The organism is Variovorax flavidus (assembly GCF_030317145.1).
Classification (GTDB): domain Bacteria; phylum Pseudomonadota; class Gammaproteobacteria; order Burkholderiales; family Burkholderiaceae_C; genus Variovorax; species Variovorax flavidus.
This window is the reverse complement of sequence record NZ_JASZYE010000006.1, coordinates 50,514-73,180: the sequence shown is the minus strand read 5'-3', so window position 1 is coordinate 73,180 and position 22,667 is coordinate 50,514. Positions and strand designations below refer to the sequence as shown.

At 65.2% G+C, this 22,667-nt stretch carries 23 protein-coding genes and 1 tRNA gene; 16 read left to right on the top strand and 8 right to left on the bottom strand.

From position 1 onward, the window contains the following. The first annotated feature begins 5 nt into the window (after window positions 1–5). Both pdeM and QTH90_RS23990 read left to right on the top strand, forming a co-directional pair. Window positions 6–668 (top strand): ligase-associated DNA damage response endonuclease PdeM, encoded by a 663-nt coding sequence (gene pdeM / locus QTH90_RS23995; protein ID WP_286667084.1) that lies wholly within the window; start codon window positions 6–8, stop codon window positions 666–668. A 25-nt stretch (window positions 669–693) separates the two neighbouring features. Then, the gene (locus tag QTH90_RS23990) at window positions 694–1,269 is read left to right on the top strand and encodes a Crp/Fnr family transcriptional regulator (protein ID WP_286667083.1); all 576 of its coding nucleotides are present in this window, start codon (window positions 694–696) and stop codon (window positions 1,267–1,269) included. A 19-nt stretch (window positions 1,270–1,288) separates the two neighbouring features. Here QTH90_RS23990 and QTH90_RS23985 read toward each other — a convergent pair whose 3' ends face one another. Genes QTH90_RS23985 through QTH90_RS23975 form a run of 3 tightly spaced genes read right to left on the bottom strand, consistent with a single transcriptional unit; the run spans window position 1,289 to window position 3,384 of the window. Next, the gene (locus QTH90_RS23985; RefSeq protein ID WP_444814754.1) at window positions 1,289–1,807 is read right to left on the bottom strand and encodes a TPM domain-containing protein; all 519 of its coding nucleotides are present in this window, start codon (window positions 1,805–1,807) and stop codon (window positions 1,289–1,291) included. Window positions 1,808–1,809: 2 nt separating this feature from the next. Beyond that, window positions 1,810–2,769: a TPM domain-containing protein gene (locus QTH90_RS23980; protein ID WP_286667082.1), complete on the bottom strand. Its 960-nt coding sequence runs from the start codon at window positions 2,767–2,769 to the stop codon at window positions 1,810–1,812. A gap of 18 nt (window positions 2,770–2,787) precedes the next feature. After that, the gene (locus tag QTH90_RS23975) at window positions 2,788–3,384 is read right to left on the bottom strand and encodes a LemA family protein (RefSeq protein WP_286667081.1); all 597 of its coding nucleotides are present in this window, start codon (window positions 3,382–3,384) and stop codon (window positions 2,788–2,790) included. 45 nt (window positions 3,385–3,429) lie between these two features. On the opposite strand from QTH90_RS23975, the gene QTH90_RS23970 reads away from it, so the two are divergent. The 4 genes from QTH90_RS23970 (at window position 3,430) to QTH90_RS23955 (ending at window position 6,311) form a co-directional block, all read left to right on the top strand. Then, window positions 3,430–4,203, top strand: a complete 774-nt coding sequence (locus QTH90_RS23970) for a Rossmann-fold NAD(P)-binding domain-containing protein (protein WP_286667080.1) — start codon at window positions 3,430–3,432, stop codon at window positions 4,201–4,203. Between the two features lie 77 nt (window positions 4,204–4,280). Beyond that, window positions 4,281–4,733, top strand: coding sequence for a YybH family protein (locus QTH90_RS23965; protein ID WP_286667079.1), 453 nt, complete (start codon window positions 4,281–4,283; stop codon window positions 4,731–4,733). Then, window positions 4,733–5,710, top strand: coding sequence for a YheT family hydrolase (locus QTH90_RS23960; protein WP_286667078.1), 978 nt, complete (start codon window positions 4,733–4,735; stop codon window positions 5,708–5,710). The genes QTH90_RS23965 and QTH90_RS23960 overlap by 1 nt, the downstream gene beginning before the upstream one ends. A 55-nt stretch (window positions 5,711–5,765) precedes the next feature. After that, complete coding sequence (locus QTH90_RS23955) at window positions 5,766–6,311, top strand: DUF2946 family protein (RefSeq protein WP_286667077.1); 546 nt, start codon at window positions 5,766–5,768, stop codon at window positions 6,309–6,311. Window positions 6,312–6,381: 70 nt separating this feature from the next. On the opposite strand, the gene QTH90_RS23950 is transcribed toward QTH90_RS23955, so the two are convergent. The 4 genes from QTH90_RS23950 to QTH90_RS23935 all read right to left on the bottom strand — a co-directional run bounded on the left by QTH90_RS23950 (window position 6,382) and on the right by QTH90_RS23935 (window position 12,922). Continuing rightward, window positions 6,382–7,026 carry a c-type cytochrome gene (locus QTH90_RS23950; protein WP_286667076.1) on the bottom strand — a complete coding sequence of 215 codons (645 nt, stop codon included), beginning with the start codon at window positions 7,024–7,026 and terminating at the stop codon, window positions 6,382–6,384. Window positions 7,027–7,106: 80 nt separating this feature from the next. Next, a complete protein-coding gene (locus tag QTH90_RS23945) occupies window positions 7,107–8,510 on the bottom strand; it encodes an efflux transporter outer membrane subunit (protein WP_286667075.1) in 1,404 nt (467 codons plus the stop codon). Next, window positions 8,500–11,661, bottom strand: coding sequence for an efflux RND transporter permease subunit (locus QTH90_RS23940; RefSeq protein WP_286667074.1), 3,162 nt, complete (start codon window positions 11,659–11,661; stop codon window positions 8,500–8,502). The genes QTH90_RS23945 and QTH90_RS23940 overlap by 11 nt, the downstream gene beginning before the upstream one ends. 13 nt (window positions 11,662–11,674) lie before the next feature. Next, on the bottom strand, window positions 11,675–12,922 hold the full coding sequence (locus QTH90_RS23935; RefSeq protein WP_286667073.1) for an efflux RND transporter periplasmic adaptor subunit: 1,248 nt from the start codon (window positions 12,920–12,922) through the stop codon (window positions 11,675–11,677). A gap of 160 nt (window positions 12,923–13,082) precedes the next feature. Here QTH90_RS23935 and QTH90_RS23930 point away from each other — a divergent pair, with 160 nt between their 5' ends. The 9 genes from QTH90_RS23930 (at window position 13,083) to QTH90_RS23890 (ending at window position 20,146) form a co-directional block, all read left to right on the top strand. After that, window positions 13,083–13,721, top strand: a complete 639-nt coding sequence (locus QTH90_RS23930) for a TetR family transcriptional regulator (protein ID WP_286667072.1) — start codon at window positions 13,083–13,085, stop codon at window positions 13,719–13,721. Window positions 13,722–13,765: 44 nt separating this feature from the next. Continuing rightward, window positions 13,766–13,840, top strand: a tRNA-Arg gene (locus tag QTH90_RS23925). A 175-nt stretch (window positions 13,841–14,015) separates the two neighbouring features. Beyond that, window positions 14,016–15,242 (top strand): tyrosine-type recombinase/integrase, encoded by a 1,227-nt coding sequence (locus tag QTH90_RS23920; protein ID WP_286667071.1) that lies wholly within the window; start codon window positions 14,016–14,018, stop codon window positions 15,240–15,242. A gap of 84 nt (window positions 15,243–15,326) precedes the next feature. Next, window positions 15,327–16,328 (top strand): hypothetical protein, encoded by a 1,002-nt coding sequence (locus QTH90_RS23915; RefSeq protein ID WP_286667070.1) that lies wholly within the window; start codon window positions 15,327–15,329, stop codon window positions 16,326–16,328. 90 nt (window positions 16,329–16,418) lie between these two features. Beyond that, entirely contained in the window at window positions 16,419–16,709 is a 291-nt protein-coding gene (locus tag QTH90_RS23910) for a helix-turn-helix transcriptional regulator (protein WP_286667069.1), read from the top strand. 8 nt (window positions 16,710–16,717) lie between these two features. After that, window positions 16,718–16,960: a hypothetical protein gene (locus QTH90_RS23905; RefSeq protein WP_286667068.1), complete on the top strand. Its 243-nt coding sequence runs from the start codon at window positions 16,718–16,720 to the stop codon at window positions 16,958–16,960. Beyond that, window positions 16,957–19,431 carry a toprim domain-containing protein gene (locus QTH90_RS23900; RefSeq protein ID WP_286667067.1) on the top strand — a complete coding sequence of 825 codons (2,475 nt, stop codon included), beginning with the start codon at window positions 16,957–16,959 and terminating at the stop codon, window positions 19,429–19,431. Before QTH90_RS23905 ends, QTH90_RS23900 begins: the two co-directional genes overlap by 4 nt. Beyond that, window positions 19,431–19,829, top strand: coding sequence for a hypothetical protein (locus QTH90_RS23895; RefSeq protein WP_286667066.1), 399 nt, complete (start codon window positions 19,431–19,433; stop codon window positions 19,827–19,829). Before QTH90_RS23900 ends, QTH90_RS23895 begins: the two co-directional genes overlap by 1 nt. Window positions 19,830–19,933: 104 nt before the next feature. Continuing rightward, a complete protein-coding gene (locus tag QTH90_RS23890; RefSeq protein WP_286667065.1) occupies window positions 19,934–20,146 on the top strand; it encodes a hypothetical protein in 213 nt (70 codons plus the stop codon). 285 nt (window positions 20,147–20,431) lie between these two features. Here QTH90_RS23890 and QTH90_RS23885 read toward each other — a convergent pair whose 3' ends face one another. Beyond that, the gene (locus tag QTH90_RS23885) at window positions 20,432–20,968 is read right to left on the bottom strand and encodes a hypothetical protein (protein WP_286667064.1); all 537 of its coding nucleotides are present in this window, start codon (window positions 20,966–20,968) and stop codon (window positions 20,432–20,434) included. A gap of 968 nt (window positions 20,969–21,936) precedes the next feature. On the opposite strand from QTH90_RS23885, the gene QTH90_RS23880 reads away from it, so the two are divergent. Next, window positions 21,937–22,488, top strand: a complete 552-nt coding sequence (locus QTH90_RS23880; protein WP_286667063.1) for a hypothetical protein — start codon at window positions 21,937–21,939, stop codon at window positions 22,486–22,488. Window positions 22,489–22,667: the final 179 nt, after the last annotated feature.

Here is a 22,667-nt window from a genome sequence, read left to right as displayed (position 1 = left end):
GAAACGTGTCTTCCATCCCCAAAGCCTGCCGTATCGAACTGGCAGGCCAGCAGATCGACCTCCTGCCCGACCCGGCCCTCTGGTGGCCGGCCGAGCGCGTACTGTTCATCGCCGATCTCCACCTGGGCAAGGCGGCCACTTACCGTGCGCTCGGCCAGCCGGTGCCCAGCGGCACCACGCAGGAGAATCTGGCGCGCCTCGATCGGCTGATCGATCGCCATGCGCCGGGCGAGATCGTGTTCCTCGGCGACTTCCTGCACGCCGCCCAGGCTCGCACGCCGCAGTTGCTGGCGGCCGTCGAGGCTTGGCGCACGAGGCATCCGGCGTTGACCTGCACGCTGGTGCGAGGCAATCACGACAGCCGTGCCGGCGACCCACCTGCCTCGCTGCGAGTCCGCGTGGTGGACGAACCGCATCCCATGGGCCCCTTCGCCGCCTGCCATCACCCGCAGCAGCAGCCCTCGCACTTCGTGCTCGCGGGCCATGTCCACCCGACCTTGAAATTGCATGGGCGAGGCCGCGACAGCGTGCGCGTGCGCTGCTTCGTGCAGGATGGGGATCAACTGATCCTGCCCGCCTTCGGCGAGTTCACCGGCGGCTGGCGCGTCGACGCCGCGCCGGACCGCCGTTTCTATGCCGTCGGCGGCGAAGCCGTGTGGAAGGTGTGAAAATCGCCGTGGACGACATCACCCTATGGACAACTCTGGCGAATTGCACTCCGGCGCAGATCTGCGCGAACACGCCGTCTACCTGCTGACGGAAATCGCGCCGATGGCCGGCATGGCGATCGAAGAGGCGCGCGTCGTGGTGGATGCCATGCGGCCCGTGCACGTGCTGGCCGACACGCTGCTGTTCGAGGAAGGGGATTCGGTCGATAACGACTACATGGCGCTCGTACTGGACGGACAGGTCCGCGCCGAGACAAGCACCGGCATGCCGGGCGAGGACGTGGTGATTTCCGTCATCGGCCCCGGAAGCCTGATCGGCGAGATGGGCGTGATCGACGGTGGCCCGCGCTCCGCGAGCTGCACGGCGATCACTGAAGTCAAGATGGGCGTGCTCTCGCGTGCCGCGCTCATGAAGCTGATCACTGCGCACCCCGCCGCTGCGGCGCGCCTGATGCTGGGTTTGTCCAAGGGGCTCGCCGAGCGCCTGCGCGAAAGCAATCGGCGGCTGCGCACGGTCTCACAGGTCACGCGCGCATTGCAGTCCGAACTGGACGCGGCGCACTCCGTGAACCGCCGGCTGCTCGATTCGCAGGATCTCTGAAGCTCCGCCCCGGAGCGCTTCAGAGCACCACGGGCGCGTCAGGCAGTTCGTTGCGGTCGGCCTGGCCCTCGGCGAGCGGGAAGTGCTCGACCAGCAGTGCCGAGACTTCTTCAAGCGCCTGCGTGAGTCCATCCTCGAAGCGCCCTTCGCGAAAAGCCGCGCCCATGCGCCTTGCCATCGCGGCCCAGTCTTCGTCGCTCACGTGCGCGTCGATGCCGCGATCGGCGACGATCTCGATGGCGTGCTCGGCGAGCAGCAGGTAGATCAGCACGCCGTTGTTGTCCTCGGTGTCCCACACGCGCAGCTTGCCGAACAGCGTGATTGCGCGTTCCCGCGGCCGCGCGTCGCGCCAGAGATAAGACATTGGCAGGCCGGCCTCAACGCAAATGCGGATCTCGCCGCTGTGCCGACGCTCGCTCGCGCCCACGCGACGCTCCAGGCGTTCGAGCACATCGGGCGGCAAAGCGTGGCGCACTTCGGCTTCGTCGACCCACCGGTGACGCCAGAGCCGTGCGAGACGGGAAAGCATCGTTGCCATGGTCACCAGTCTCCCGAGGCGCCGCCGCCACCAAAGTCACCGCCGCCACCCGAGCTGAATCCGCCGCCGCCTGAACCACCGCCCCAGCCGCCACCGCCGCCGCGGCCTGCGCCCCAGCCTCCCAATCCGCCTCCGAGGCCGCCGCCCAGGGCGCCACCACCGAAGCCACCGCCGCGCCGTCCAGCGCCTGCGCCGAAGGCCATCGACAACAAGGTGAAGAGCAGGGCACCGAGCCCCGCCAGCACCGCGATCACGATGCTGGAGGTCAGCACCATCACGACGACGCCCGTGAGCCCGCCCATCGCGAGCGAGCCCGGGATCTTGCCCAGGATGCGGCGCGCGATCGGCCCGCCCACCAGCACGGCGATGAAGAAGAACACCGCGAGGTCCTGCCAGTTGAATCCCTCGTTGCCGCCCTGTCCGCCGCTGAAGTCACCGCCGCGGGCATCGACCTCCGGCAGCGCCTCGCCCTTGACCCTGGCGATGAGCTGGTCGGCCGCCGCATCGAGCCCGCCGGCGAAGTCGTTCTGCCGGAAGCGCGGCTTCATCGCGTCGTCGATGATGTGCGCGGCTGCGAGGTCGGGCACAGCGCCTTCCAGCGTCTTCGCGACCTCGATGCGCATCTTGCGGTCGTTCTTGGCGACCACCACGAGGATGCCGTCGCCGACCTGCTTGCGGCCGATCTTCCATTCGTTGCCGACCCGGTTGGCGTAGCTCGCGATGTCCTCGGGCTGCGTGGTCGGGACCATCAGCATCACGATCTGCGAGCCCTTCTGCTGCTCGAAGGCCTGCAACTTGGCTTCGAGCGCCTCGCGCTGAGCAGCGCTCAGCGTACCCGTCTGGTCGATGACGCGCGCGTTCAGCGCCGGAATCGGCAGCAGTCCCTGCGCGTGCGCACCGAAGAGCGCGCATGCCAGCAGCAGAAAGGCCGTCAGCGCGTGCCGGATGCGGACAGCCGTCATGGTGGATCGCTGCTGCGCCTACTTCTTCGGCGCGCTGAAATCGACCGTCGGCGGCGTCGAGATCTGGGCTTCGTTCTGCACCGTGAAGGTGGGCTTCGGTTCGTAGCTGAACACCTTGGCCGTCAGGTTGGTCGGGAAGCTGCGCGCGAGCACGTTGTATTCCTGGACCGTCTGGATGAAGCGGTTGCGCGCCACCGTGATCCGGTTCTCGGTGCCTTCCAGCGTCACGCGCAGATCGCGGAACGCCTGGTTGGCCTTGAGGTTGGGGTACTGCTCCGCCACGACCATCAGGCGCGACAGCGCGCCCGTGAGTTCACCCTGTGCCTGCTGGAACTTGTTGAAGGCCTCGGGGTTGTTGAGCGTCTCGGGCGTCACCTGGATCGAGGTGGCCTTGGCGCGCGCCTCGATCACTCGGGTGAGCGTTTCCTGCTCGAAATTGGCCTCGCCCTTGACCGTGGCGACGATGTTCGGAACCAGGTCCGCGCGGCGCTGGTATTGGTTGAGGACTTCGCTCCAGGCCGACTTGCTCGCCTCGTCGAGGCGCTGGAAATCGTTGTAGCCGCAACCCGCCAGCGTCAGCGCTGCGAGGATGATGAGTAGCCAGCGTTTCACCATGAGGGTGCTCCCTTGTTGCGAAGTTCGCGAAGGTAGCATAGATGGATGGCGGTCGACCCTCTTCAAGTGCTGCAGGCCGCGAACCGCCGGCCCGCGCCCAACCTTGCGCCCGGCGATCCGGCGGGCACGCTGCTGATCGCAGGCGCCACGGGTGCGCTGGGCCATGAGCTGGTGCGGCGCCTCGCCGGCAGGCATCGCTTCGACCACACCCACGTTTTGGCGCGCGAGCCGATCCGCGACGGCCTGCCGGGCGTCGAAACCGTGCTGACGCCGAACACCCCGATCGCGCAATGGCCATTGTTGAAGGCCGATACCGCGCTGGTCCTGTTCGAGCCGCCGCGTCTCTATTACGACCGTGAACGCGCGCTGTGGACGCCGGAGCCCGCGCAACTGCCCGCGCTCGCCGTCTGGCTCCGTGCCTGTGGCGTGCGGACGCTGGCCGTCGTGCAGCCGCATGCGCAAGGGCGCTTGCCGGAAGCACTGAAGCGCGGCCTCGCCAGTCTCGACGAGCAGGCCGTGGTGGCGCTCGGCTTCGACCGCGTGATCCTCGTGCGTTCGGCGCAGAAGCCGGCAAAGGAGCGTTTTGCCAACCCGGCTGAGCGACTTGCCGCGTGGATGCTCTCCATCACCCGGTTCATGGTGCCGGCCAGCGAGCAGCCGGTGCGTGCGTCCAAGGTGGCCGAGCTGGTCGACGTCGCATTGCGCATTGCGCCGCCCGGCGTGCACGTGGCCGCGCCCGAGCTGGTCTGGCAGGCGGCGCAGGGCGAACTGCGCGCCGTCGTGCAAGGCTGGGTGGCGCCTTCCTTGCCGCCTTCATGATGCGAAACGGCGCTACGCCGCGTCACCTCGGATCTTTCCGCCCGATGCAAAATCGGCGCTTCCCGACCGCACGACCCATGTCCACCAAGACCAAACTCCGCGCCGCCACCGTCGGCGGCACCGCCGACGACATCGAAGCGGCTTTCTACGAGGCCTTGCAACGCGGTGACGTCGATTCGCTGATGGACTGCTGGGCCGACGAGGAGGAGATCTTCTGCGTCCACCCCGGTGGTCCGCGCCTCGTGGGCGCCGATGCGATCCGCGCGGCGTTCGAGCACATGTTCAGCAATGGCGCCATCCATGCGACGCCGGCGCGCGTGCGCAAGGTCGAATCGCTCGCGAGCGCCGTACACAACGTGCTGGAGCGCATCGAGGTGCTGACGGCCGAAGGCCCGCGCCACGCCTTCGTGCTGGCCACCAACGTCTATCACAAGACCCCGCAAGGCTGGCGGATGGTCGCCCACCATGCCAGTCCGGGCAGTGCCCAGGAACCCGGGGACACGGGCGATGCACCCCAGACGATTCATTGATGGACTACGTTGCGCCCCGCTGGTTGCCTGGAGGCAACCTGCAGACCATCTGGCCCGCGCTGTACGCGCGGCGTGTCCACGCGCCTTTGCCCGGCTACCGGCGCGAGCGGTGGACCACGCCGGACGGTGATTTCATCGACGTCGATTTTCTCGAAGCCGCCGCGCCGCGGCCGAGGCCGCTGCTGGTGCTGTTCCACGGCCTCGAAGGCTCGTCGCGCAGCCACTATGCCGAGGCCTTTGCCGCCTTTGCGATGGAGCGGGGCTGGGATTACGCCGTCCCGCATTTCCGCGGCTGCAGCGGCGAGCTGAACCTCGCGCCGCGCGCCTATCACTCGGGCGATTTCGAGGAGATCGGCTGGATCCTCGACCGGCTGCGCGCGCGGCAGGACCAGAACGGCGGCGGCTCGATGCTGGCGGCTGGCGTTTCGCTCGGCGGCAACGCGTTGATGCGCTGGACGGAAGAGGCGGGCGGCGAGGCGTCGAAGCTGGTCAGCGCCGTCGCGTCGATTTCGGCACCCCTCGATCTCGCAGCGGGAGGCGCAGCCATCGGACGGGGTTTCAACCGGCTGGTCTACACGCGCATGTTCCTGTCGACCATGAAGCCCAAGGCGCTGGCGAAGCTGGCGCAGCATCCGGGGCTCTTCGACCGCGACACGCTCATGGCGGCCCGGAACCTGTACGACTTCGACAACGTCTTCACTGCGCCGCTGCACGGCTTTCGCGACACGGACGACTACTGGGCGCGGGGCTCGGCCAAGCCGCACCTGCACGCCATCCGCGTCCCCGCGCTGGTGGTGAACGCCGCCAACGATCCCTTCGTGCCGGCCAGCAGCCTGCCGCGCGCCGGCGAGGTCGGAAGCTACGTCACGCTATGGCAGCCTGCGCACGGCGGCCACGTAGGATTTCCGCTCGGCCTGCCGCCCGGCCACGTCCGCGGCATGCCCGAGCGCGTGGTCGACTGGTTGGCCGGCCGCTGACCGGTTCATCCGAAACACCGCGGAACCGGCTCCGCCGGGGGAGCAAAATAGCCTTATGGATGACATCGTCAAGCAGGCGTTGGCCAAGTGGCCGAATGTTCCGCATTGCTACGGCTGGCTCGGGCTCGACGCGCGCGGCAACTGGTACCTGCGCGACGACCGTACCCAAGCCACCGGGCCGTTTCCCGTCGCCAAGGGCTCGATGCTGCAGCATGAAAAGCTGATCGATTTCATCCAGCGCAACTACGAACACGACGAGCGGGGGCAGTGGTTCTTCCAGAACGGTCCACAGCGCGTGTATGTCGAACTCGAAGCCGCCCCCTGGATCTGGCGGCTCGGCGAGGATTTCTCGGTCAAGTCCCATTCGGGCCTGCAGGTCGAGCCCTCGGCCTGCCTGCTCGACGAGGAGGGCAAGCTCTATCTGGTCGCGCCGATCGGGCTGGGCCTGATCCACACGCAGGACACGGGCTTGGCCGCCGAGGCTGTGGAGCAGGGGCGCTGGGTGCCGGAAGACGTCCGTGTCGCAGATCTGCCCGCACGCTTCGGGCATGTGATGAGCCCGGCCGCCATCCAGCCCTCCAAGCCCTCCGCGCCGCACTGAAGAGCGGCCCAATGAGAAAAGGAAAAGCCCGCAGGATGCGGGCTTTGTCTTGTGAGGAAGGCGAGCCTTCTTACTTGGCGGCTGCCTCTGCGGCAGGCGCCGGCGCGGCTGCGGCGGCCGCAGGTGCTGCATCGGCGGCAGGTGCTGCCGCGGCTGTGTCGCCCGCTGCCGGACGATCGGGCACCGGGAACTTGGCGCCGCCAGCATTGGCCATGTAGACCACGGCACGGCCGATTTCGAGGTCTTCGAAGTCGCCGCCGCCTTGCGGAGGCATCGCGCCCTTGCCCTTGAGCGCATGCTCCAGCAGCGTCGCAAAACCCTGGCCGATGCGAGGGCCCCAGGCCGCTGCATCGCTCAGGTGCGGTGCACCGGGAATGCCGGGGCTGCCGTGGCAAGCTACGCACTGGGCCTTGAACACGGTTTCGCCGGTGGCGAGGGGACGGTTGGCATCGCGGATCTCGATCGAGCCCACCTTCTTCAGGCGTTCCGCGATCTCGCGATCCCGCGTTTCCTTCGAAACGCCGTAGAGCGACATGCTGTCACCCTCGGCCGAACCCGAGGGATGGGTGCCGGAGACCACGTACGACACGAGGCCGGCAATGATCAGGATGGGCGCAATGAAGGAGAAAAATACCGCCAGCAGCAGTTGCTTCGGGTTCTTGATCGGGCCGGTGTGGGCTTCTTCTGTCGCCTGGTAGTGCGGTTCTGCGCTCATTGCGTCCTCGGTATCGGGGGCTTTTTTCTCGGATCAGCGGGCGATTATAGAGAGGCGCCTGCGCGCCCCTCTTTCACGCCTCAGTGCGTGGCCCAACCGCCGCCCAGCGTCTTGTACAACGTCACCTGGTTCTGCAGCATCGACTGACGCGTCTGCGCCGTCGCGAGCTGCGACGTATACAGCGAGCGCTGGGCGTCCAGCAGGTCGAGCCCGCTGGCGATGCCGTTGCGATAACGCATGTCGGACAGCCTGAAGCGCACCTCCTCCGCGTTGGTCTGCGCCACGAGGGCGCGCAGCTGCTCTTCGAAGGTGGCGCGGCCCGCGAGAGCGTCGGCAACCTCGCGGAAGGCCGTCTGGATGGACTTCTCGTACTGCGCCACCGCGATCTCGCGCCCCGCGCGGGCCGAGTCCAGCGTGGCCTGGTTGGCGCCGGCGTTGAAGATCGGCAAGGTGATCTGCGGCGCAAAGGCCCAGGCCTTCGAACCGCTCTTGAAGAGCCCCGAGAACTCCGAGCTGGCGGTGCCGATCGATGAGGTCAGCGTGACGCGAGGGAAGAAGTTCGCCCGCGCCGCGCCGATGTCGGCATTGGCCGCGATCAGCTGTTGCTCCGCGGCGCGGATGTCCGGACGCTCGCCCAGCAGGTCGGACGGCAGCCCGGCCGGCAGTTCCTGCATCGGCGCCAGGACCTTGAGCCCTTCCTTGCTGCCTGCGGTCGCTTCGGGCGGCACTGGCGCGCCGATCAGCTGCGCGAGCGCGTTCTCGTTCTGCATGCGCACGCGCTGCTGTTGCGCGTAGGCGGCGCGGGCGGTCTCGGCCTGCGATTCCGCGAAGCGGAAGTCGATCTCCGAGGAGACGCCGTTGTCGAAGCGCAGCTTCGTGAGCTTGAGCGACTCGTCGCGCGTCACCATCGTCTGGCGCGTGATCTCCAGCACCTCGTCGTCGCCCAGCACCGTGAGCCATCCGTTGGCCACGGAGGCGATCAGGCTGATCTGCGTCGCCTTGCGCGCTTCCTCGGTGGCGAGGTACTGCGCGAGCGCCGAGTCCTTGAGGCTGGCGATGCGGCCGAAGAAATCGATCTCCCACGCCGTGAAGCCCAGCCCGACCGAGTAGCTTTCAGAGATGCCAGTGCCCAACAGCGAAGGCCGCTGCCGGGTGCCGCTCGCACTCGCGTCCACCGCCGGGAACAAGGCCGAGCGCGTGATCTGGAACTGCGCACGTGCCTGCTCGATGTTGAGCACCGCCACCCGCAGGTCACGGTTGTTGGCCAGTGCCAGTTCGATCAGCTTTTGGAGCCGCGGGTCCGTGAAGTAGTCCTGCCACGCAATCGTGGCAGCCAACGGCTGCGCCGTACCCGAAGGCTGCGCGTTCGGGAAAACCGCCGGCACCGGAGCCTCCGGGCGCTCGTACTTCGGAATGAGCGAACAGCCGCTCATCAACAGGGCCGCGCCAAGCGCAGCGAGGCTTGGGGTGAACTTATTCTTCATGAGATTCCTCGATGCCAGCGGCCTGGGCATGACGCTTGTCCGCTGCGCGCTGCCGCTCGCTGCCCTTGAACAGGCTGCGCACGACCACGAAAAACACCGGCACAAAAATCACCGCAAGCGCGGTACCGGTCAACATGCCGCCCAGCACGCCGGTGCCGATCGCGCGCTGGCTCGCCGAGCCCGCGCCCGTCGCCAGCACCAGCGGCAGCACGCCGAGGCCGAATGCGAGCGAGGTCATCACGATCGGCCGGAACCGCAGGTGCGCCGCGGCCAATGCCGACTCGATCACGCCCTTGCCCTGCGCCTGCAGATCCTTGGCGAACTCGATGATCAGAATCGCGTTCTTCGCCGAGAGGCCGATGATCGTGATCAGGCCCACCTGGAAGTACACGTCGTTCGCCAACGAGCGGAACATCGTCGCCAGCAGCACGCCCAGCACGCCCAGCGGCACGACCAGAATCACCGCCAGCGGAATCGTCCAGCTCTCATACAGCGCGGCCAGGCACAGGAACACCGCCAGGATCGCGAAGCCGTACAGGATGATGGCCTGCGAGCCCGCGAGTTTTTCTTCGCGCGATTGGCCGGTCCACTCGTAGCCGAAGCCCGGGGGCAGCTGCGCGGCGAGCTTTTCCATCTCGGCCATCGCGGCGCCCGAGCTGTAGCCCGGTGCCGCCGAGCCGGAGATGCGGATCGCCGGGTAGCCGTTGTAGCGCACCGTCTGCTGCGCGCCTGTGATCCAGCGCGTCGTCGCAAAGGCCGACAGCGGCACGGGCAGGCCCTTGCTGTTGCTGGCGTTGAGCTTGAGCAGATCCTCCGGCTGCATCCGTGCCGGCGCGTCGGCCTGCACGACCACCCGCTGCAGACGACCCCGGTTGGGGAAGTCGTTCACGTAGGTCGAGCCGAGCGCGGTCGACAGCGTCGTGTTGATCGCATCGAAGGTCACGCCCAGCGCGTTCGCCTTGTCGCGGTCGATGTCGATCTGAAGCTGCGGTGCGTCTTCAAGACCGTCCGGCCGCACTTGCGTCAGCAGGGGGCTCTTGCTCGCCATGCCCAGCAACTGGTTGCGCGCGTTCACCAGCGCCTCGTGGCCCGCGCCGGCGCGGTCCTGAAGGCGGAAGGTGAAGCCGCTCGCGTTGCCCAGTTCAGGAATGGGCGGCGGGCTCAGCGGATAGATGAAGGCATCGCGCACGCTGGAGAGCGCAACGAAGGCACGCCCCGCCAGCGCATCGGCCGACTGGCTGTGCTCGTGGCGCTTGTCCCAGTCCTTGAGCGTCACGAAGGCGAGACCCGCGTTCTGGCCCTGACCCGAGAAGCTGAAGCCCAGCACGCCGACCATGCTCTGCACTTCAGGCTGCTTGAGGATGTAGCCCTCGACATCCTTGATCACCGACAGCATGCGTTCCTGCGTCGCACCCGGCGGCAGTTGCACGTTGATGATGATGTTGCCCTGGTCTTCCTGCGGAAGGAAGGAGGTCGGCAGCTGGCGATACACCACCACCACCGCGCCGATGATCGCCGCGTAGATCACGAGGTAGCGCGCCGCACGCTTCAGGATGCGCGCCACGATGCTCTCGTAGCCCTTGGCCGTGCGCGAGAAACCGCGGTTGAACCAGCCGAAGAAGCCCTTCTTCTCGTGGTGATGCCCGGCTTCCACCGGCTTCAGCAAGGTCGCGCACAGCGCCGGCGTGAGCGACAGCGCCATGAAGGCCGAGAAGCCGATCGACGCCACCATCACCGCCGAGAACTGGCGATAGATGTTGCCGGTGGAACCCGCGAAGAAAGCCAACGGCACGAACACCGAGATCAGCACCACGGTCACGCCGATGATGGCGCCCGAGATCTGCCGCATCGCCTTGCGCGTGGCTTCGAGCGGGGAGAGACCTTCCTCGCTCATGATGCGCTCGACGTTCTCGACCACCACGATCGCATCGTCCACCACGATACCGATCACCAGCACCATGCCGAACATCGTCAGCACGTTGATCGAGAAGCCCAGCGCGAGCAGCGTCGCGAAAGTACCCAGCAGCGCGATCGGCACCACGATGGTCGGGATGATCGTGTAGCGCCAGTTCTGCAGGAACAGGAACATCACCAGGAACACCAGCGCCACCGCCTCGAACAGCGTCTTGACCACTTCGGTGATCGAGATGCTCACGAAGCGCGAGCTGTCGTAGGGGATGGTCCACTTCACGCCTTCTGGGAAGAAGCGCGAGAGCTCGTCCATCTTGGCGCGGATGGCCTTGGCCGAAGCCAGCGCATTGCCGCTTGGCGCGAGCTGGACGCCGATACCTACGGCTGGCTCGCCGTTCAGACGCGCCGAGGTCGAATAGGCCTGACCGCCCAGCTCGATGCGCGCGACGTCGCGCAGCCGCACGGCCGAGCCGTCGGTGTTGGCGCGCAGCACGATGTTGCCGAACTGCTCGGCCGTCGTGAGCTGGCCGTTGACCACCACCGTGGCGGCAATCGCCTGGCCCGGCACGTTGGGCAGGTCGCCGATGATGCCCGAGGACACCTGCGCGTTCTGCGCCCGGATCGCCGCGTTCACGTCGGCCGGCGACAGGTTGAAGCCCTGCAGCTTGGCCGGGTCGATCCAGATGCGCATGGAGCGCTCGGTGCCGAACAGCTGCGCCTGGCCGATGCCGGCGACGCGCTGCAGTTCAGGCACGACGTTGCGCGAGGCGTAGTCGCCCAGCGCGATCGGATCGTAGGCCGGGTTGTCGGAGGACAGGATCGTGAACAACAGGAAGTTGTTGCGCGACTTGTCCACGCGCACACCCTGCTGCGTCACTGCCGCCGGCAGGCGCGGTGTGGCGCGCGACAGGCGGTTCTGCACGTCGACCTGCGCGAGGTCGGGATCGGTGCCCGTCTGGAAACTGATCGTGATCGTGCCGGTGCCGTCCGCCTGCGCGACCGACTCCATATAGATAAGACCCGGCGAGCCGTTCATCTCGCGCTCGATCACCGACAGCACGCTGTCTTCCAGTGTCTGGGCCGAGGCGCCGGGGTAAGCCGTGCTGATGACGATCGCCGGCGGAGCCACCGGCGGGTATTGCGAAATCGGAAGCTGCGTGATCGCCACGCTGCCCATCACGATGATGAACAGCGCGATCACCCACGCAAAGATCGGTCGGTCGATAAAGAACTTGGCCATGCGGGCGCGCTCCTTACTGCTTCGCGGCGGGAGCCGGAGCGGCTGCCGCGGCAGCAGGAGCGGCCGGTGCAGAAGGTTTCCACGGCACCGCCTTCACGGGCGTGCCGGGCGGCATCATCTGGAGCTTCTGGAAGCCGTCGACCATCACCTGTTCGCCGGCCTTCAGGCCTTCGAGCACCACCCACTGGTTGTTCTGCGCGGCGCTGATCTTCACGTTGCGCTTGGTCAGCTTGCCGTCGGCTTCGACCACGGTCAGCGTGTCACCCTGCTGCGTGCGCGTGACAGCTTGCTGCGGCACCGTGATGGCGTTGGCGGCCTGCGCCTGTTCCACCCGCACGCGCACGTACAGGCCGGGCAGCAGCTCGCCCTTGGGATTCGGCACCTCGGCGCGCAGCGTGACCTGGCCCGTGGTCGCGTCGACCGTCAGGTCGGAGAACAGCAGCCGGCCGGGCAGGGCGTATTCGGTGCCGTCTTCCAGCACGACGCGGACAACTGCGGCATTCGGGCCGCTGGCGCGCTTGAACTGGCCGGCTTCCATCGCGCGGCGCAGGCGCAGCACGTCGGTGGCCGACTGCGTGAAGTTCACGTACATCGGATCGATCTGCTGGATCACCGCCAGCTCCGTCGCGTCGCCCTGGCCCACCAGCGCGCCTTCGGTCACCAGCGCGCGGCCGATGCGGCCGGAGATCGGCGCGGTCACGGCGGCGTAGCCCATGTTGATCTTGGCGGTTGTCAGCGCCGCGCGGCTCACGCCCACGTCGGCCTCGGCCGTCTTCTGCGCGGCGACCGCGTTGTCGTATTCCTGCTTGCTGACCGCGTTGGCGGCCACCAGCGGCTTGTAGCGCTCGGCCAGCGCCTTGGCCTGCGCCGCATTGGCTTCGGCGCGCGCCAGGCTGGCTTCCGCACTGCGCTGGGCGGCGGCGTAGGGGGCCGGATCGATACGGAACAGCGGCTGGCCCGCCTTCACGTCGCTGCCTTCCTTGAAGAGCCGCTCCAGCAGGATGCCGGCCGCACGGGCACGCACCTGCGAAACACGCGAGGCTTCGAGCCGGCCCGGCAGCTCGGTGATCAGCCCGACATTGGTCGGCGTGGCGACCACCACGCCCACTTCGGGCGGCGGCGGCGCGGCGCCACCGGCTCCGGCCCCCGGGGCGGCACCCTTGCCGCAGGCCGTCAGTGCCAGAAGCACGGCGGTGGCGGCGGCAGCAGCCGCAAGGCGCGGGGAGAACAATGATTGGCGCGAGACATGCAGGACGGGCATGCGATTCCTTTGAAGCGAGGAAGAGGACGATGCATGGTTCGCGCCAGCGCCTAAAGCAACACGGCGAACATGACCATCGGGAAAGGGCTGTATCTTACATACATTCATGCATGTATAGTGACAGCCGTGCGCAATTGCGCATTCTAAGAAGGGAGACTCAGTGGTTCGTCGTACAAAGGAAGAGGCGCTCGAGACGCGGCATCGGTTGCTCGATGCAGCCGAAGTGCTCTTCCAGGCCCAGGGGGTATCGCAGACCTCGCTGCAGCAGATCGCGCAGCAGGCTGGAGCCACGCGCGGCGCGATCTACTGGCACTTCAAGGACAAGGCCGACCTCTTCAACGCCATGATGGACCGCGTCAAGCTGCCCCTAGAGGCGGCCGCGCAGCAGGTGACCGGCGGCCCCGAGGCCGACCCCATCGACGACGTCGAACGCATGATGGTCGAGGCGCTGAAATTGATGACCAGCGACCCCCAGGTACGCCGCGTTTTCGACATCGCCACACACAAGGTCGAATACACGCACGACATGCAATCGGTGCACCAGCGGCACCTGGACGCCCGCAACGCCTGCGTGATCGATTTCGAGAAAGCCATGCTCGCCGGCGCCCGCCGCGCCCGCATCCGCCTGCCGATCCCGGCCGCGGCGGCGGCGCTGGGGCTGCATGCTCTGATCAGCGGATTGATCCAGGACTGGCTGCTCGACCCCGAGGCTTTCGACCTGGTGTCGACCGGGCGGCGGACCTTCCGGGTGTACCTGTCAGGGCTTGGTTTTGTCAGGCCGTTGGCGAGCGGTGGCTGATAGGCGATAATGGAGGGCTTCTGACATCGTCAGAGGACACCCATCTCGCTGTATTTCAACGGATAGAATTCGGCCCTCCGAAGGCTGAGATCCAGGTTCGATTCCTGGCGGCGGGACCAGATACCTGAGTCGCAGCGTGTCACCAAGCATCAAAACCCGCACGTTTCCCCAGCGTAGCGGGTTTTTCTTTGCCTCACGCCATCTCACCGCGTAGCATCCCATCGCACGGAAATACCATCATTTTTGTTGGTATCCCTGAAATCCCGAAAACCCGATACCAACAGAAGGGCAGCGATGGCACTCACCGACACGCGCGTCAAGCAACTCAAGTACATGGGCGCGGCCAACGGGGAGAAGTACGCTGACGGAGGCGGCATGTACCTGCACGTCACCGCGACCGGAAAGTACTGGCGGCTCAGCTACCGCTTCGCTGGGAAGCAGAAGACCCTAGCCCTCGGTGTCTACCCCGATGTCGCGTTGGTCAAGGCTCGCGAGCGGCGCGCCGACGCGAGGACGCTGTTGGCGGACGGAGTTGACCCTGGCGTAGCCAAACGCGAGGAAAAGCAGAACAGGGCCGATGCTGCTACAAACACCTTCGAGACGGTGGCCCGTGACTGGCTGGCCAAGACGGCCAACAAGCGCGCCGCGGTCACGCAGGCCAAGGTCACAAGCTGGCTCGAGAAGGATGTGTTTCCGTTCATCGGCAAGCTGCCCGTCTCGACGATCCGGGCGAAGGATGTGCTCGACAAGGTCGCTCGTCGCATGGAGGCGCGCGGCATCCACGAAAGCGCGCACCGCATCGTCCAGATCTGCTCGCAGGTGTTCCGTTACGCGGTGGCGATCGGTCTCGTGGAGCGTGACGTGACAGTTGACCTTCGCGGCGCGCTGGTATCAGTGGATAAAACCAACTATGCGGCGATCATCGAGCCGAAGCAGGTGGGCCAGCTGATGCGCTCGATCCATTCCTATGGTGGGCATCCGACGGCAGTGGCCGCTCTGAAGCTGACGCCGTTGGTATTCGTGCGCCCCGGCGAGCTGCGGGCCGCCGAGTGGGCCGAAATGGATCTGGATGCGGCCGAATGGCGCATCCCCGCCTCCAAGATGAAGATGAAGGTCGAGCACCTTGTACCGCTGTCGCGGCAAGCCGTGGAGATCCTGCGGGCCTTGCAGCCGTTCAGCGGGCACGGTCGATATGTGTTCCCCAGCATCCGCACGGGCGAGCGCTGCATGAGCGAAAACACCATCAACGCCGCGCTGCGGGGCATGGGCTATGCAAAGGAAGTCATGACCGCTCACGGCTTTCGTGCCATGGCCCGAACGATCATGGATGAAGTGCTGGGCGAACGTGCCGATCTGATCGAGCACCAACTCGCGCACACCGTCAAAGATCCGAATGGGCGGGCCTACAACCGCACCGCTCATCTTCCGGCACGCCGGGACATGATGCAGCGGTGGTCCGACTACCTGGACAAGCTACGCATTGGTGCAGACGTGATACCGCTGCGCACGGCAGCAAAGTAAGACAGTTTTGCCGACCCTAGGCAGGCTCCAAAAAATCCCCGCTTTCTGAAATTGAGTCGGCATTTTTTTGAATTCGAGAGACGAATGAAGGCAGCACGCGACGCAATTTTTTTTAATGACAAACTTCGGGTAGTCAATGAACTGCAGGAAAAATACGCTCAGTCGGAGCCGGCAATAGTCAATGTTGAAATAAATGATGACCTAAAAAAAGAGGTTCAACAGTTCAAATCCTACGCGATAGATCAAGAGCAACTGAGTGCTGACGCCTGGAGATGGGTATTTCTTGAATCGCTGGCTGAAAGACGAAAGAACCCGATTTTCTATTCGGATCTTCCTCAACTGCTAGATCAAGAAACATGGGCCCCTCCGGACGGCATGTTGATCTTGGCCGGCGTCGCGCCACGCGCCGCGGTCATGGAGTGGAGCTACAGGAATTTCATGGGGGCCGAAATCGATACGCCTAGGATCAAGCACGCCAACTGGTTTACTTGCACGTCGGATCTTTACACCCTTCCAGTAGTCGATGACTTCAAGGTTTCCGCGGATGAGCTGAGGGAGTGGAGCCGGAAGTCCGAGAAGGGGGAAATCACTTTAGAGGAAAACAGAGCATTGGACCACCGGCTATCCGAAGAAGTCAGATGGGCAGAGGACAAGAGTTCGAACTACAAGAGCGAGGTTCTCAGGCTGCGCGCGGAGATGGTTGGAGCGCTCAAACGACGATGGGATAGCGGCGAGCATGATCCTTCCCAACGGCGCGCCCCAGCTTTCTTCGTTCGTTGGGCTGAATCGAGGGGCTTCGAGGTCGAATGGGCTGCGTGGGCGCGTGAGCAAGGATTCCTTGAGCGAGACGCGCCCGCAACCGAACCTCCGTACTTCGATGCGGACAGCGAGGACTACCCGGAGCTTCTTCATATCGCGGTCCGAGCTTGGGACCACGCCAGGAAAGGAGCAGGCGGCACACCGAAAAAGCGGATCACTGCGTTCGTCGCTGCGCGCTACCCGCACATCTCTGACGGCGCGAAGGACGCCATCTCGCTGATTGCGAACTGGCAGAAATCCGGGGGTAGACCAAGAATGGGGGGGTAGGTTTTGGTGAATTCCCCGGGAATGTTTCACCTATTCCGTTAGCGAAGCAATTTCTACATTGCGCCGTCTACTTTTCAAGGACGGCACGCAATGTCACCCAAACCCAAGCCACCACACCCGGCGATCGCAGCGGCGATTCCCACCATCAAGCCGTCGGTCTTCGACGCCCTGCCCGACAGCGCATTCATCCGTGAATCGCAACTGGTGCAGAGCCCGAAAAGACCGGAGATGCCGGCGCCCTTGCCTTTCAGCGCGCCGACTCTCTGGCGCAAGGTGAAGTCGGGTACGTTCCCGGCGCCATGCAAGCTTTCCGAGCGCGTCACCGCGTGGAACGTGGGTGACGTCCGCGCATGGATCAAAGCGCAAACCGCGGCGAGCTGAGGGTGGAAATGCACATAGCCCCCACCCAAGACCGCGACGGGGAATTCCCCTCCGCGTTCAAGCCGGCGGACACCGAAAAGGCATTCGCCACGCTGGCGGCGCAATACGCGCTCAAGGGCCACGAACTGATCCGTAGCAACCCCGCGGACGGTGCAGCCGCCTACTACGCCATGCGCTGCGGCATGGTCAAGGCCATGCCCACGCTCGATGCAGCGCTCGCATTCCTGGTGCAGATCGGAGGTGCGGCTTGATCGACCCGATCCAACAATTCCGCGCTGCGCTCGCGTCTCGCGACATCATTCCTCCCGACGACATCCTTGCTGATGGCGAGCTGCATCGCTGCGATGCCAAGGGCAAGAACGGCCAACACGACGCGGTCTACGTCCTGCACCTCGACGGGGTGCCGGCTGGCGGCTTCGAGAATCACCGCGACGGGCTCGGGTGGCAGCCCTGGAAGAGCGATCCCGGCCGCACCCTCAGCGCTGCCGAGATCGAGGCTCAACGCGCCCGCGTTGACTCTGCCCGTCGCGTCCGCGAGCAGGCCGAGGAAGTGCGTCACGAGGCTGCCGCGACCGAAGCCGGCCTGCTCTGGAGCAAGTCCAAACCTGCCGCGCACGACCACCCGTATCTGATCAAGAAGGGAGTCAACAATTACGGCCTGCGCGTCGAAGGCGGCGACCTGATCGTCCCGATCAAGGACATGAAAGGCAAGCTGACGACGGTGCAGCGCATCGACGTGAACGGCAAGAAGCGCTTCCTTCCCGACGGCCGCAAGCGCGGGTGCTACTTCGGTATCGGCAAACCGGCGGGCACGATCTACATCGTCGAGGGCTATGCCACTGGCGCGAGCGTTCACAAGGCGACCGGGCACGCCGTTGCAGTCGCGTTCGACTGCGGCAACTTGCTGCCGGTGGCCAAGGCCCTGCGCGCCCGCTTCCCGGAGATCCAGATTGTGTTGGCCGCTGATGACGACATCGAGACCGAAGGCAACCCCGGGTTGACCAAGGCGCAGGAAGCAGCCAAGGCGGTCGACGGCACCGTCGCGATGCCGGCGTTCGGCAGCGAGCGCAAGCGGGGCCAGACTGACTTCAACGACCTGCACCAGGCGCAGGGGCTCGATGCGGTGCGGAAGTGCTTCGACAAGGTCGTCGATGAGGCGCCCGACGACGAACATCCCGACCCTCACCGCAATGCCCCCCGTGCTGAGCCGGCCGCCCTCCACGGCTTGATTGGCGAGATTGCCCGCACCGCCGCAGAGACGACCGAGGCGAACCCCTATGCCGTGGCGTTGAACCTCATCACCTACCTGAGCGCCGCGGTCGGCCGCGTTGCTTATCTGCCCGTGGGTAACACCTGGCACCATCCACGTGTGTTCGGGATCCACATCGGACGTACCGGCCGGGGCCGCAAGGGTGATGCCGTCAGCGTCGTTCACCGCATCGACAAGGCGATCCGTGAAAAGGACAAGTACATCGCGCCCCAAGTTCATCGCGGCGGGCTGTCAACTCGCGAGGGCCTGGCCTACTTGATCCACGATGGCTACGCCGACGGCAAGACTGAGGTCGAGCCGATCTACGACAAGCGCCTGTGGGTGGTCGAGTCGGAGTTCGCCAATGTCTTGAGCCAGACCAAGCGCGAGGGCAACACGCTGTCGTCCGCGCTGCGCGATTGCTGGGACGGCGTTTCCATCCGGCCGGCGACCAAAACCAGCCGCGTGGGGACGACCGATCCGCACGTCGCCTTGTCGTGCGCAGTGACGCCCGGTGAGCTGCGTTCGATGATGGCGGCGCGCGAGTTGACCAACGGCTTCGCGAACCGCTTCATGATGGTGTACGCCGAGCGCGAACGCTTCTTGGCATTCCCCAAGCCAACACCGCAGGACAAGATCGACGACTTCGCGGACCGTATCATCGATGTCCTGAGGGCGGTCGGCGCCGATCGCCCTGTCGAGACGGATGTGCGCCGTATGGAACTCACGCCGGCCGCGCAAGAGCGGTACGAAAAGCTCTACCTCGGCGAACTCAACGACCAAGGCGCCGGCGAAGTCGTCAACGCACTGGTCGAACGTCGCGCCCCGATGCTGCTGCGCCTGGCGATGTTGTTCGCGATCTTCGACAAGAGCGAGAAAGTCGATGTGCCCCAGGTCGAGGCCGGACTGGCGTGGGTTCGCTACTCGACGGACTCCATCAAGTTCGTCTTCGCGAGCGCGCTGGACGAAGTGACGGCGGCCGAGACGAGCGCCACCGCCGACAAGATCATCAAGTTCTTGACCGACAAGGGCAGCGCCAGCCGCAAGGCGATCACGGTCGAATGCTTCGGCGGTCACTTGTCCAAGGACAAGATCGACGCGGCGCTGGAAGAGTTGCTCTCGACCACGCCGGCGCGGATCGAGGTCGAAACGGTGCCGACCGCCGGCCGTGCCAAAAAGAACTACCAATTGGTGGATGCGAACAAAGCGAAGGTGGCGAAGGATCAACAACGGCGCGCCTTGCAGCCCGATTCGCATGCCGGCGAACATTGCGAACCAGGCGAAGAAACCTACCTCACGGAGGTCGATGCCGAAACCTTGGTTCGCGAAGTTCGCATGGTTCGCGACAAGCAGGAACAGGCTGCAACCCGCATGGATATTGATGCTTCGCCAAGTTCGCCTGGTTCGCACGACGAAGTGGAAATCACCGTCCAAGAGCCTCCGGCCACCGCCGTGGACATCGAGGAAATCTGATGGAAGCAGGATCCATCCTCGAACTGCTGCGTGGCCTTGGCTTCACGGTCATGCTCGGCGCGGGTGATGGACTTCTTGTGGGTCCGGCCAGCGCCCTTCGGGAAAACGAACGACAACTGCTGCGTGCCAACAAGGCGGAGATCGTCACGTTCCTGAAAGAGGCTGACCGCGTCGCGGCCGGCACGACGGCTGATTTGCTTGAAGCCGCCATGGCCGTCTGCGACTACTGGGGCGACGGCGAGGAAGCTCGCGCCGAAATGCGCGCCGACTGCCTCGCAACACCGCTCCACCTTCGAGCCGATCTCTTGGAGCACTTTCGTTGGACGTATGGCGTGCGCCTTCAGAAGCGTCTTCGCTGTGGCGTTGCGTCGCGACCAAGCAAGAGCGCCGATCCGTGAACTCCCGCAGTTTCGAGGCGCTTCCCGTTCAAGCGCAGTCCCGTCCTCGACCCTAGCCTCGCGCGCGCGTGCACGTCGCGCGCGTACATGTCGGAATTCAGTCCATGACCCCAAAGAAATCCCCTCGCGTCACGCTCTCCATCCGCGGCGACCTGCGCCGTCGCATCAATCAGATCGCCCACGCCCACGGGATGAAGCACGAGATTGCGACCCGCACTTGCATCATCGATGAGCTGCATCGGATTGCAGCGGACGACGCTGTGATTGATCCCGTGGGCACGATCGCCGCCTACCTGAAGGGGCTTGAGAGCGCATAGCAACGGCATGCGCCCACAAGCGCCCCAGCTCGTCGAACACGCAGACCTCGCCGTCATCGATGTAGGGGCCACCCCTGATCGCCGACAGGCTGCGCCAGACCTCCGGGAACCACTCCGTCGCATCGGCCCCGTTGCTCGAGCGCAGGCGGCACTGGCCGTCGCCGAACAAGGCCGTGACGCGATAGCCGTCCAGCTTGATCTCGAAGATCCAGCCGGGCACGTCGAACGCGATCGGGCGCTGCTCAGCAGCATCGGCGGGAAGTCTTCGAGGTTCATGGCGGACCTTCAGTGCCTGACTTCCATCACGGCGCGGCGAACCGCGTCGGCGCAATCGTAGGTCAGTCCGAGGTCGGCGCACAGGTGCATGAAGGCATCGGCGTGGCGCTTGTCCAGGCCGTGGTTGCGGGCCAGCTTCCGCGCCAGTTTGCCTGTCTGTAGCGTGTCGCCTAGCGAAAAGTACTTCGGGTCGCCCACTTGCTCGCGCATGGCCTCGATCACGGTATCGGGCAAGTCGGACCCGTGGATGAGAAACCGCAGGTACTGCAGAAAGCTCGGGTGCTCGAATATGTCGTCGCCAGGGTCGCCGCGTTCCACGAACAGATCGCGCCACGACTCGCCACGGTAGCCCCACTCAGGCTCAAGAAAAATACGGCTGCGCCGTTCAGGGATCGCCTTGCGTTCGATCAGCCGGCGCATCAGTTGCGCCGAGGCGGTGCATGACCGCAGCACACGGTCGCGGTCGTTGGTCTGGCCGCTGAAGTCGATCTGGTCGAGCAGCACGCGCTCGGCGTTGGTCAGTTCAATGGTGCCGATGTCGCTCATGCAACCGCCCTTGCGCCAGGGCGCAGAATCGCTTCAGTCATTTGCGTGGTCCTAGTCACGTAGATCGGCCAGCGGGCCCCGCGTGTCATCAGCACCTCGGGCCTGGGCATTTCAGAGCAGGACTGTAGCCGGGTCGTCAGCACCTCGATTTCCCGATGGTGTCGTGGCCGACCCAGGCGACAGCAGTGGAGGCGTTGGGGCAACAGGTCATCAACTTTCGCAATCACCAATACCCGCAGTGCAAGGAAAAGGCGAGCATGATTCCGCCGCCGTTGACCGATCATCAACCGACCATCGATCAATCATCGGGCGATGACCGGCCGACAAGCAGGGGAAAGTCCCTGATTCCTGATCCGCTCATCCTGATCCCCTTGAAGAAGAATCGCGCGCCGGCGACCCTTCGCCGTCGGCACGGGCTCGACGTGCCCTCGGGAAGGGCCTACAAGCCGCGTTCGTCGTCTCGGAGGGGGATGGTGGTCCATGCGGGGGCGTCTGCACGACCGCCCGATCCGCAGAGGCTCACAAGCCATGAACGTGGCCGCGACGGTTACAGCACGGGTGACATACGGTTCGAGCACCGTGCTTTAACGGTTAGACATGCGGGATCGATCGATCGAGCCGAGGCGCCTGAGCGCAGGGTTCCCGACATCATTTCCAGCGACGCCTTCCCGCGCGCGCACGCGCCCGCGTGCGTAGATGGCGGAAATCATCACGAAGCCCCCTTGAAGGCAGCGCGGCGCCGGACTGCATGCAGCGCATTGATGATCAGGAAATTGAAAGCCGGACGTGGAGGTCGGCTTAGCCCGATGGATGGCGGCAGGATGGAAGTCGCAAATTCGACAGCGCGGCAACCTCCCTCAATCTAGTTCATAATTCGTGACGCACCAGCCGGTGTACGAACCCGGTGACTCGAAAGGTCGCCGATCTCGAGGTCGAAAGCCTCACCATGCATCTTGAAAGGATGTTCTATGGCCTATTCGCCATTCTTCCAAGTCCTCCACGACGAACGCGCGCCTGTCGGCAATTTGGGCCGCGGCACCCACTACACCGTCGTCCGCACAGTCCTTCCCGTTCCCGAGTCTCGCGAAGTACGAACTTTCAGCGACGATCGCCGCCCGCGACTGGAACTGCTTACTCTGGCCGTCATCTGGGACGAGGACCACGACGAGCGCATCTGGGGCGTCATCGAACGCCTGCACGCCGCTGGCCTGCTGGCACCAGTGCGCTTCATCGGGGAGCGTAAGGGCAACGTCACCATCATCTGCGACGCCGCGACTGCCTTTGGTACTGGCGGGTACGACCTCTATCGCGACCTCGTTGAGGAGATGGTGTACGCCGACGACGGCGACGAATGGTCGCTCGAATTGCAGCTAGGCATTGGCAACGGTAGTTGCCAAATTATTCACGCGTCCCAAGATCGAGTGGATGCCTACTTGCGCGGCATCGAAGCGTCTTGGACCCTTGGCCCAAGTGACTGGATTTTCCGTCGCAAGACCATTCCGGACCCAACCGACGCGTAGACGCGACAAATGTCCTCGGGATGTGGCTCGCCAATTTCTGCGCTCGCGTCATTGGGCTGGGGAAGGTCTGATCCAGCCCTGACTCGGGGGTGAGGGCGCAGATCAGGCGTCGCGATCAGCATTGGCGATCAGTATTGCTGACGGCCGCGCGTACGATAAGGGCAATGGACGCACCACTG

Excerpts from the sequence above, each read along its gene's own strand:
- QTH90_RS23990 (WP_286667083.1), top strand. The coding sequence starts at position 694 with ATGGACAACTCTGGCGAATTGCACTCCGGCGCAGATCTGCGCGAACAC.
- QTH90_RS23985 (WP_444814754.1), bottom strand. The coding sequence starts at position 1,807 with ATGGCAACGATGCTTTCCCGTCTCGCACGGCTCTGGCGTCACCGGTGG.
- QTH90_RS23980 (WP_286667082.1), bottom strand. The coding sequence starts at position 2,769 with ATGACGGCTGTCCGCATCCGGCACGCGCTGACGGCCTTTCTGCTGCTG.
- QTH90_RS23975 (WP_286667081.1), bottom strand. The coding sequence starts at position 3,384 with ATGGTGAAACGCTGGCTACTCATCATCCTCGCAGCGCTGACGCTGGCG.
- QTH90_RS23970 (WP_286667080.1), top strand. The coding sequence starts at position 3,430 with ATGGCGGTCGACCCTCTTCAAGTGCTGCAGGCCGCGAACCGCCGGCCC.
- QTH90_RS23965 (WP_286667079.1), top strand. The coding sequence starts at position 4,281 with ATGTCCACCAAGACCAAACTCCGCGCCGCCACCGTCGGCGGCACCGCC.
- QTH90_RS23960 (WP_286667078.1), top strand. The coding sequence starts at position 4,733 with ATGGACTACGTTGCGCCCCGCTGGTTGCCTGGAGGCAACCTGCAGACC.
- QTH90_RS23955 (WP_286667077.1), top strand. The coding sequence starts at position 5,766 with ATGGATGACATCGTCAAGCAGGCGTTGGCCAAGTGGCCGAATGTTCCG.
- QTH90_RS23950 (WP_286667076.1), bottom strand. The coding sequence starts at position 7,026 with ATGAGCGCAGAACCGCACTACCAGGCGACAGAAGAAGCCCACACCGGC.
- QTH90_RS23945 (WP_286667075.1), bottom strand. The coding sequence starts at position 8,510 with ATGAAGAATAAGTTCACCCCAAGCCTCGCTGCGCTTGGCGCGGCCCTG.
- QTH90_RS23940 (WP_286667074.1), bottom strand. The coding sequence starts at position 11,661 with ATGGCCAAGTTCTTTATCGACCGACCGATCTTTGCGTGGGTGATCGCG.
- QTH90_RS23935 (WP_286667073.1), bottom strand. The coding sequence starts at position 12,922 with ATGCCCGTCCTGCATGTCTCGCGCCAATCATTGTTCTCCCCGCGCCTT.
- QTH90_RS23920 (WP_286667071.1), top strand. The coding sequence starts at position 14,016 with ATGGCACTCACCGACACGCGCGTCAAGCAACTCAAGTACATGGGCGCG.
- QTH90_RS23915 (WP_286667070.1), top strand. The coding sequence starts at position 15,327 with ATGAAGGCAGCACGCGACGCAATTTTTTTTAATGACAAACTTCGGGTA.
- QTH90_RS23910 (WP_286667069.1), top strand. The coding sequence starts at position 16,419 with ATGTCACCCAAACCCAAGCCACCACACCCGGCGATCGCAGCGGCGATT.
- QTH90_RS23905 (WP_286667068.1), top strand. The coding sequence starts at position 16,718 with ATGCACATAGCCCCCACCCAAGACCGCGACGGGGAATTCCCCTCCGCG.
- QTH90_RS23895 (WP_286667066.1), top strand. The coding sequence starts at position 19,431 with ATGGAAGCAGGATCCATCCTCGAACTGCTGCGTGGCCTTGGCTTCACG.
- QTH90_RS23890 (WP_286667065.1), top strand. The coding sequence starts at position 19,934 with ATGACCCCAAAGAAATCCCCTCGCGTCACGCTCTCCATCCGCGGCGAC.
- QTH90_RS23885 (WP_286667064.1), bottom strand. The coding sequence starts at position 20,968 with ATGAGCGACATCGGCACCATTGAACTGACCAACGCCGAGCGCGTGCTG.
- QTH90_RS23880 (WP_286667063.1), top strand. The coding sequence starts at position 21,937 with ATGGCCTATTCGCCATTCTTCCAAGTCCTCCACGACGAACGCGCGCCT.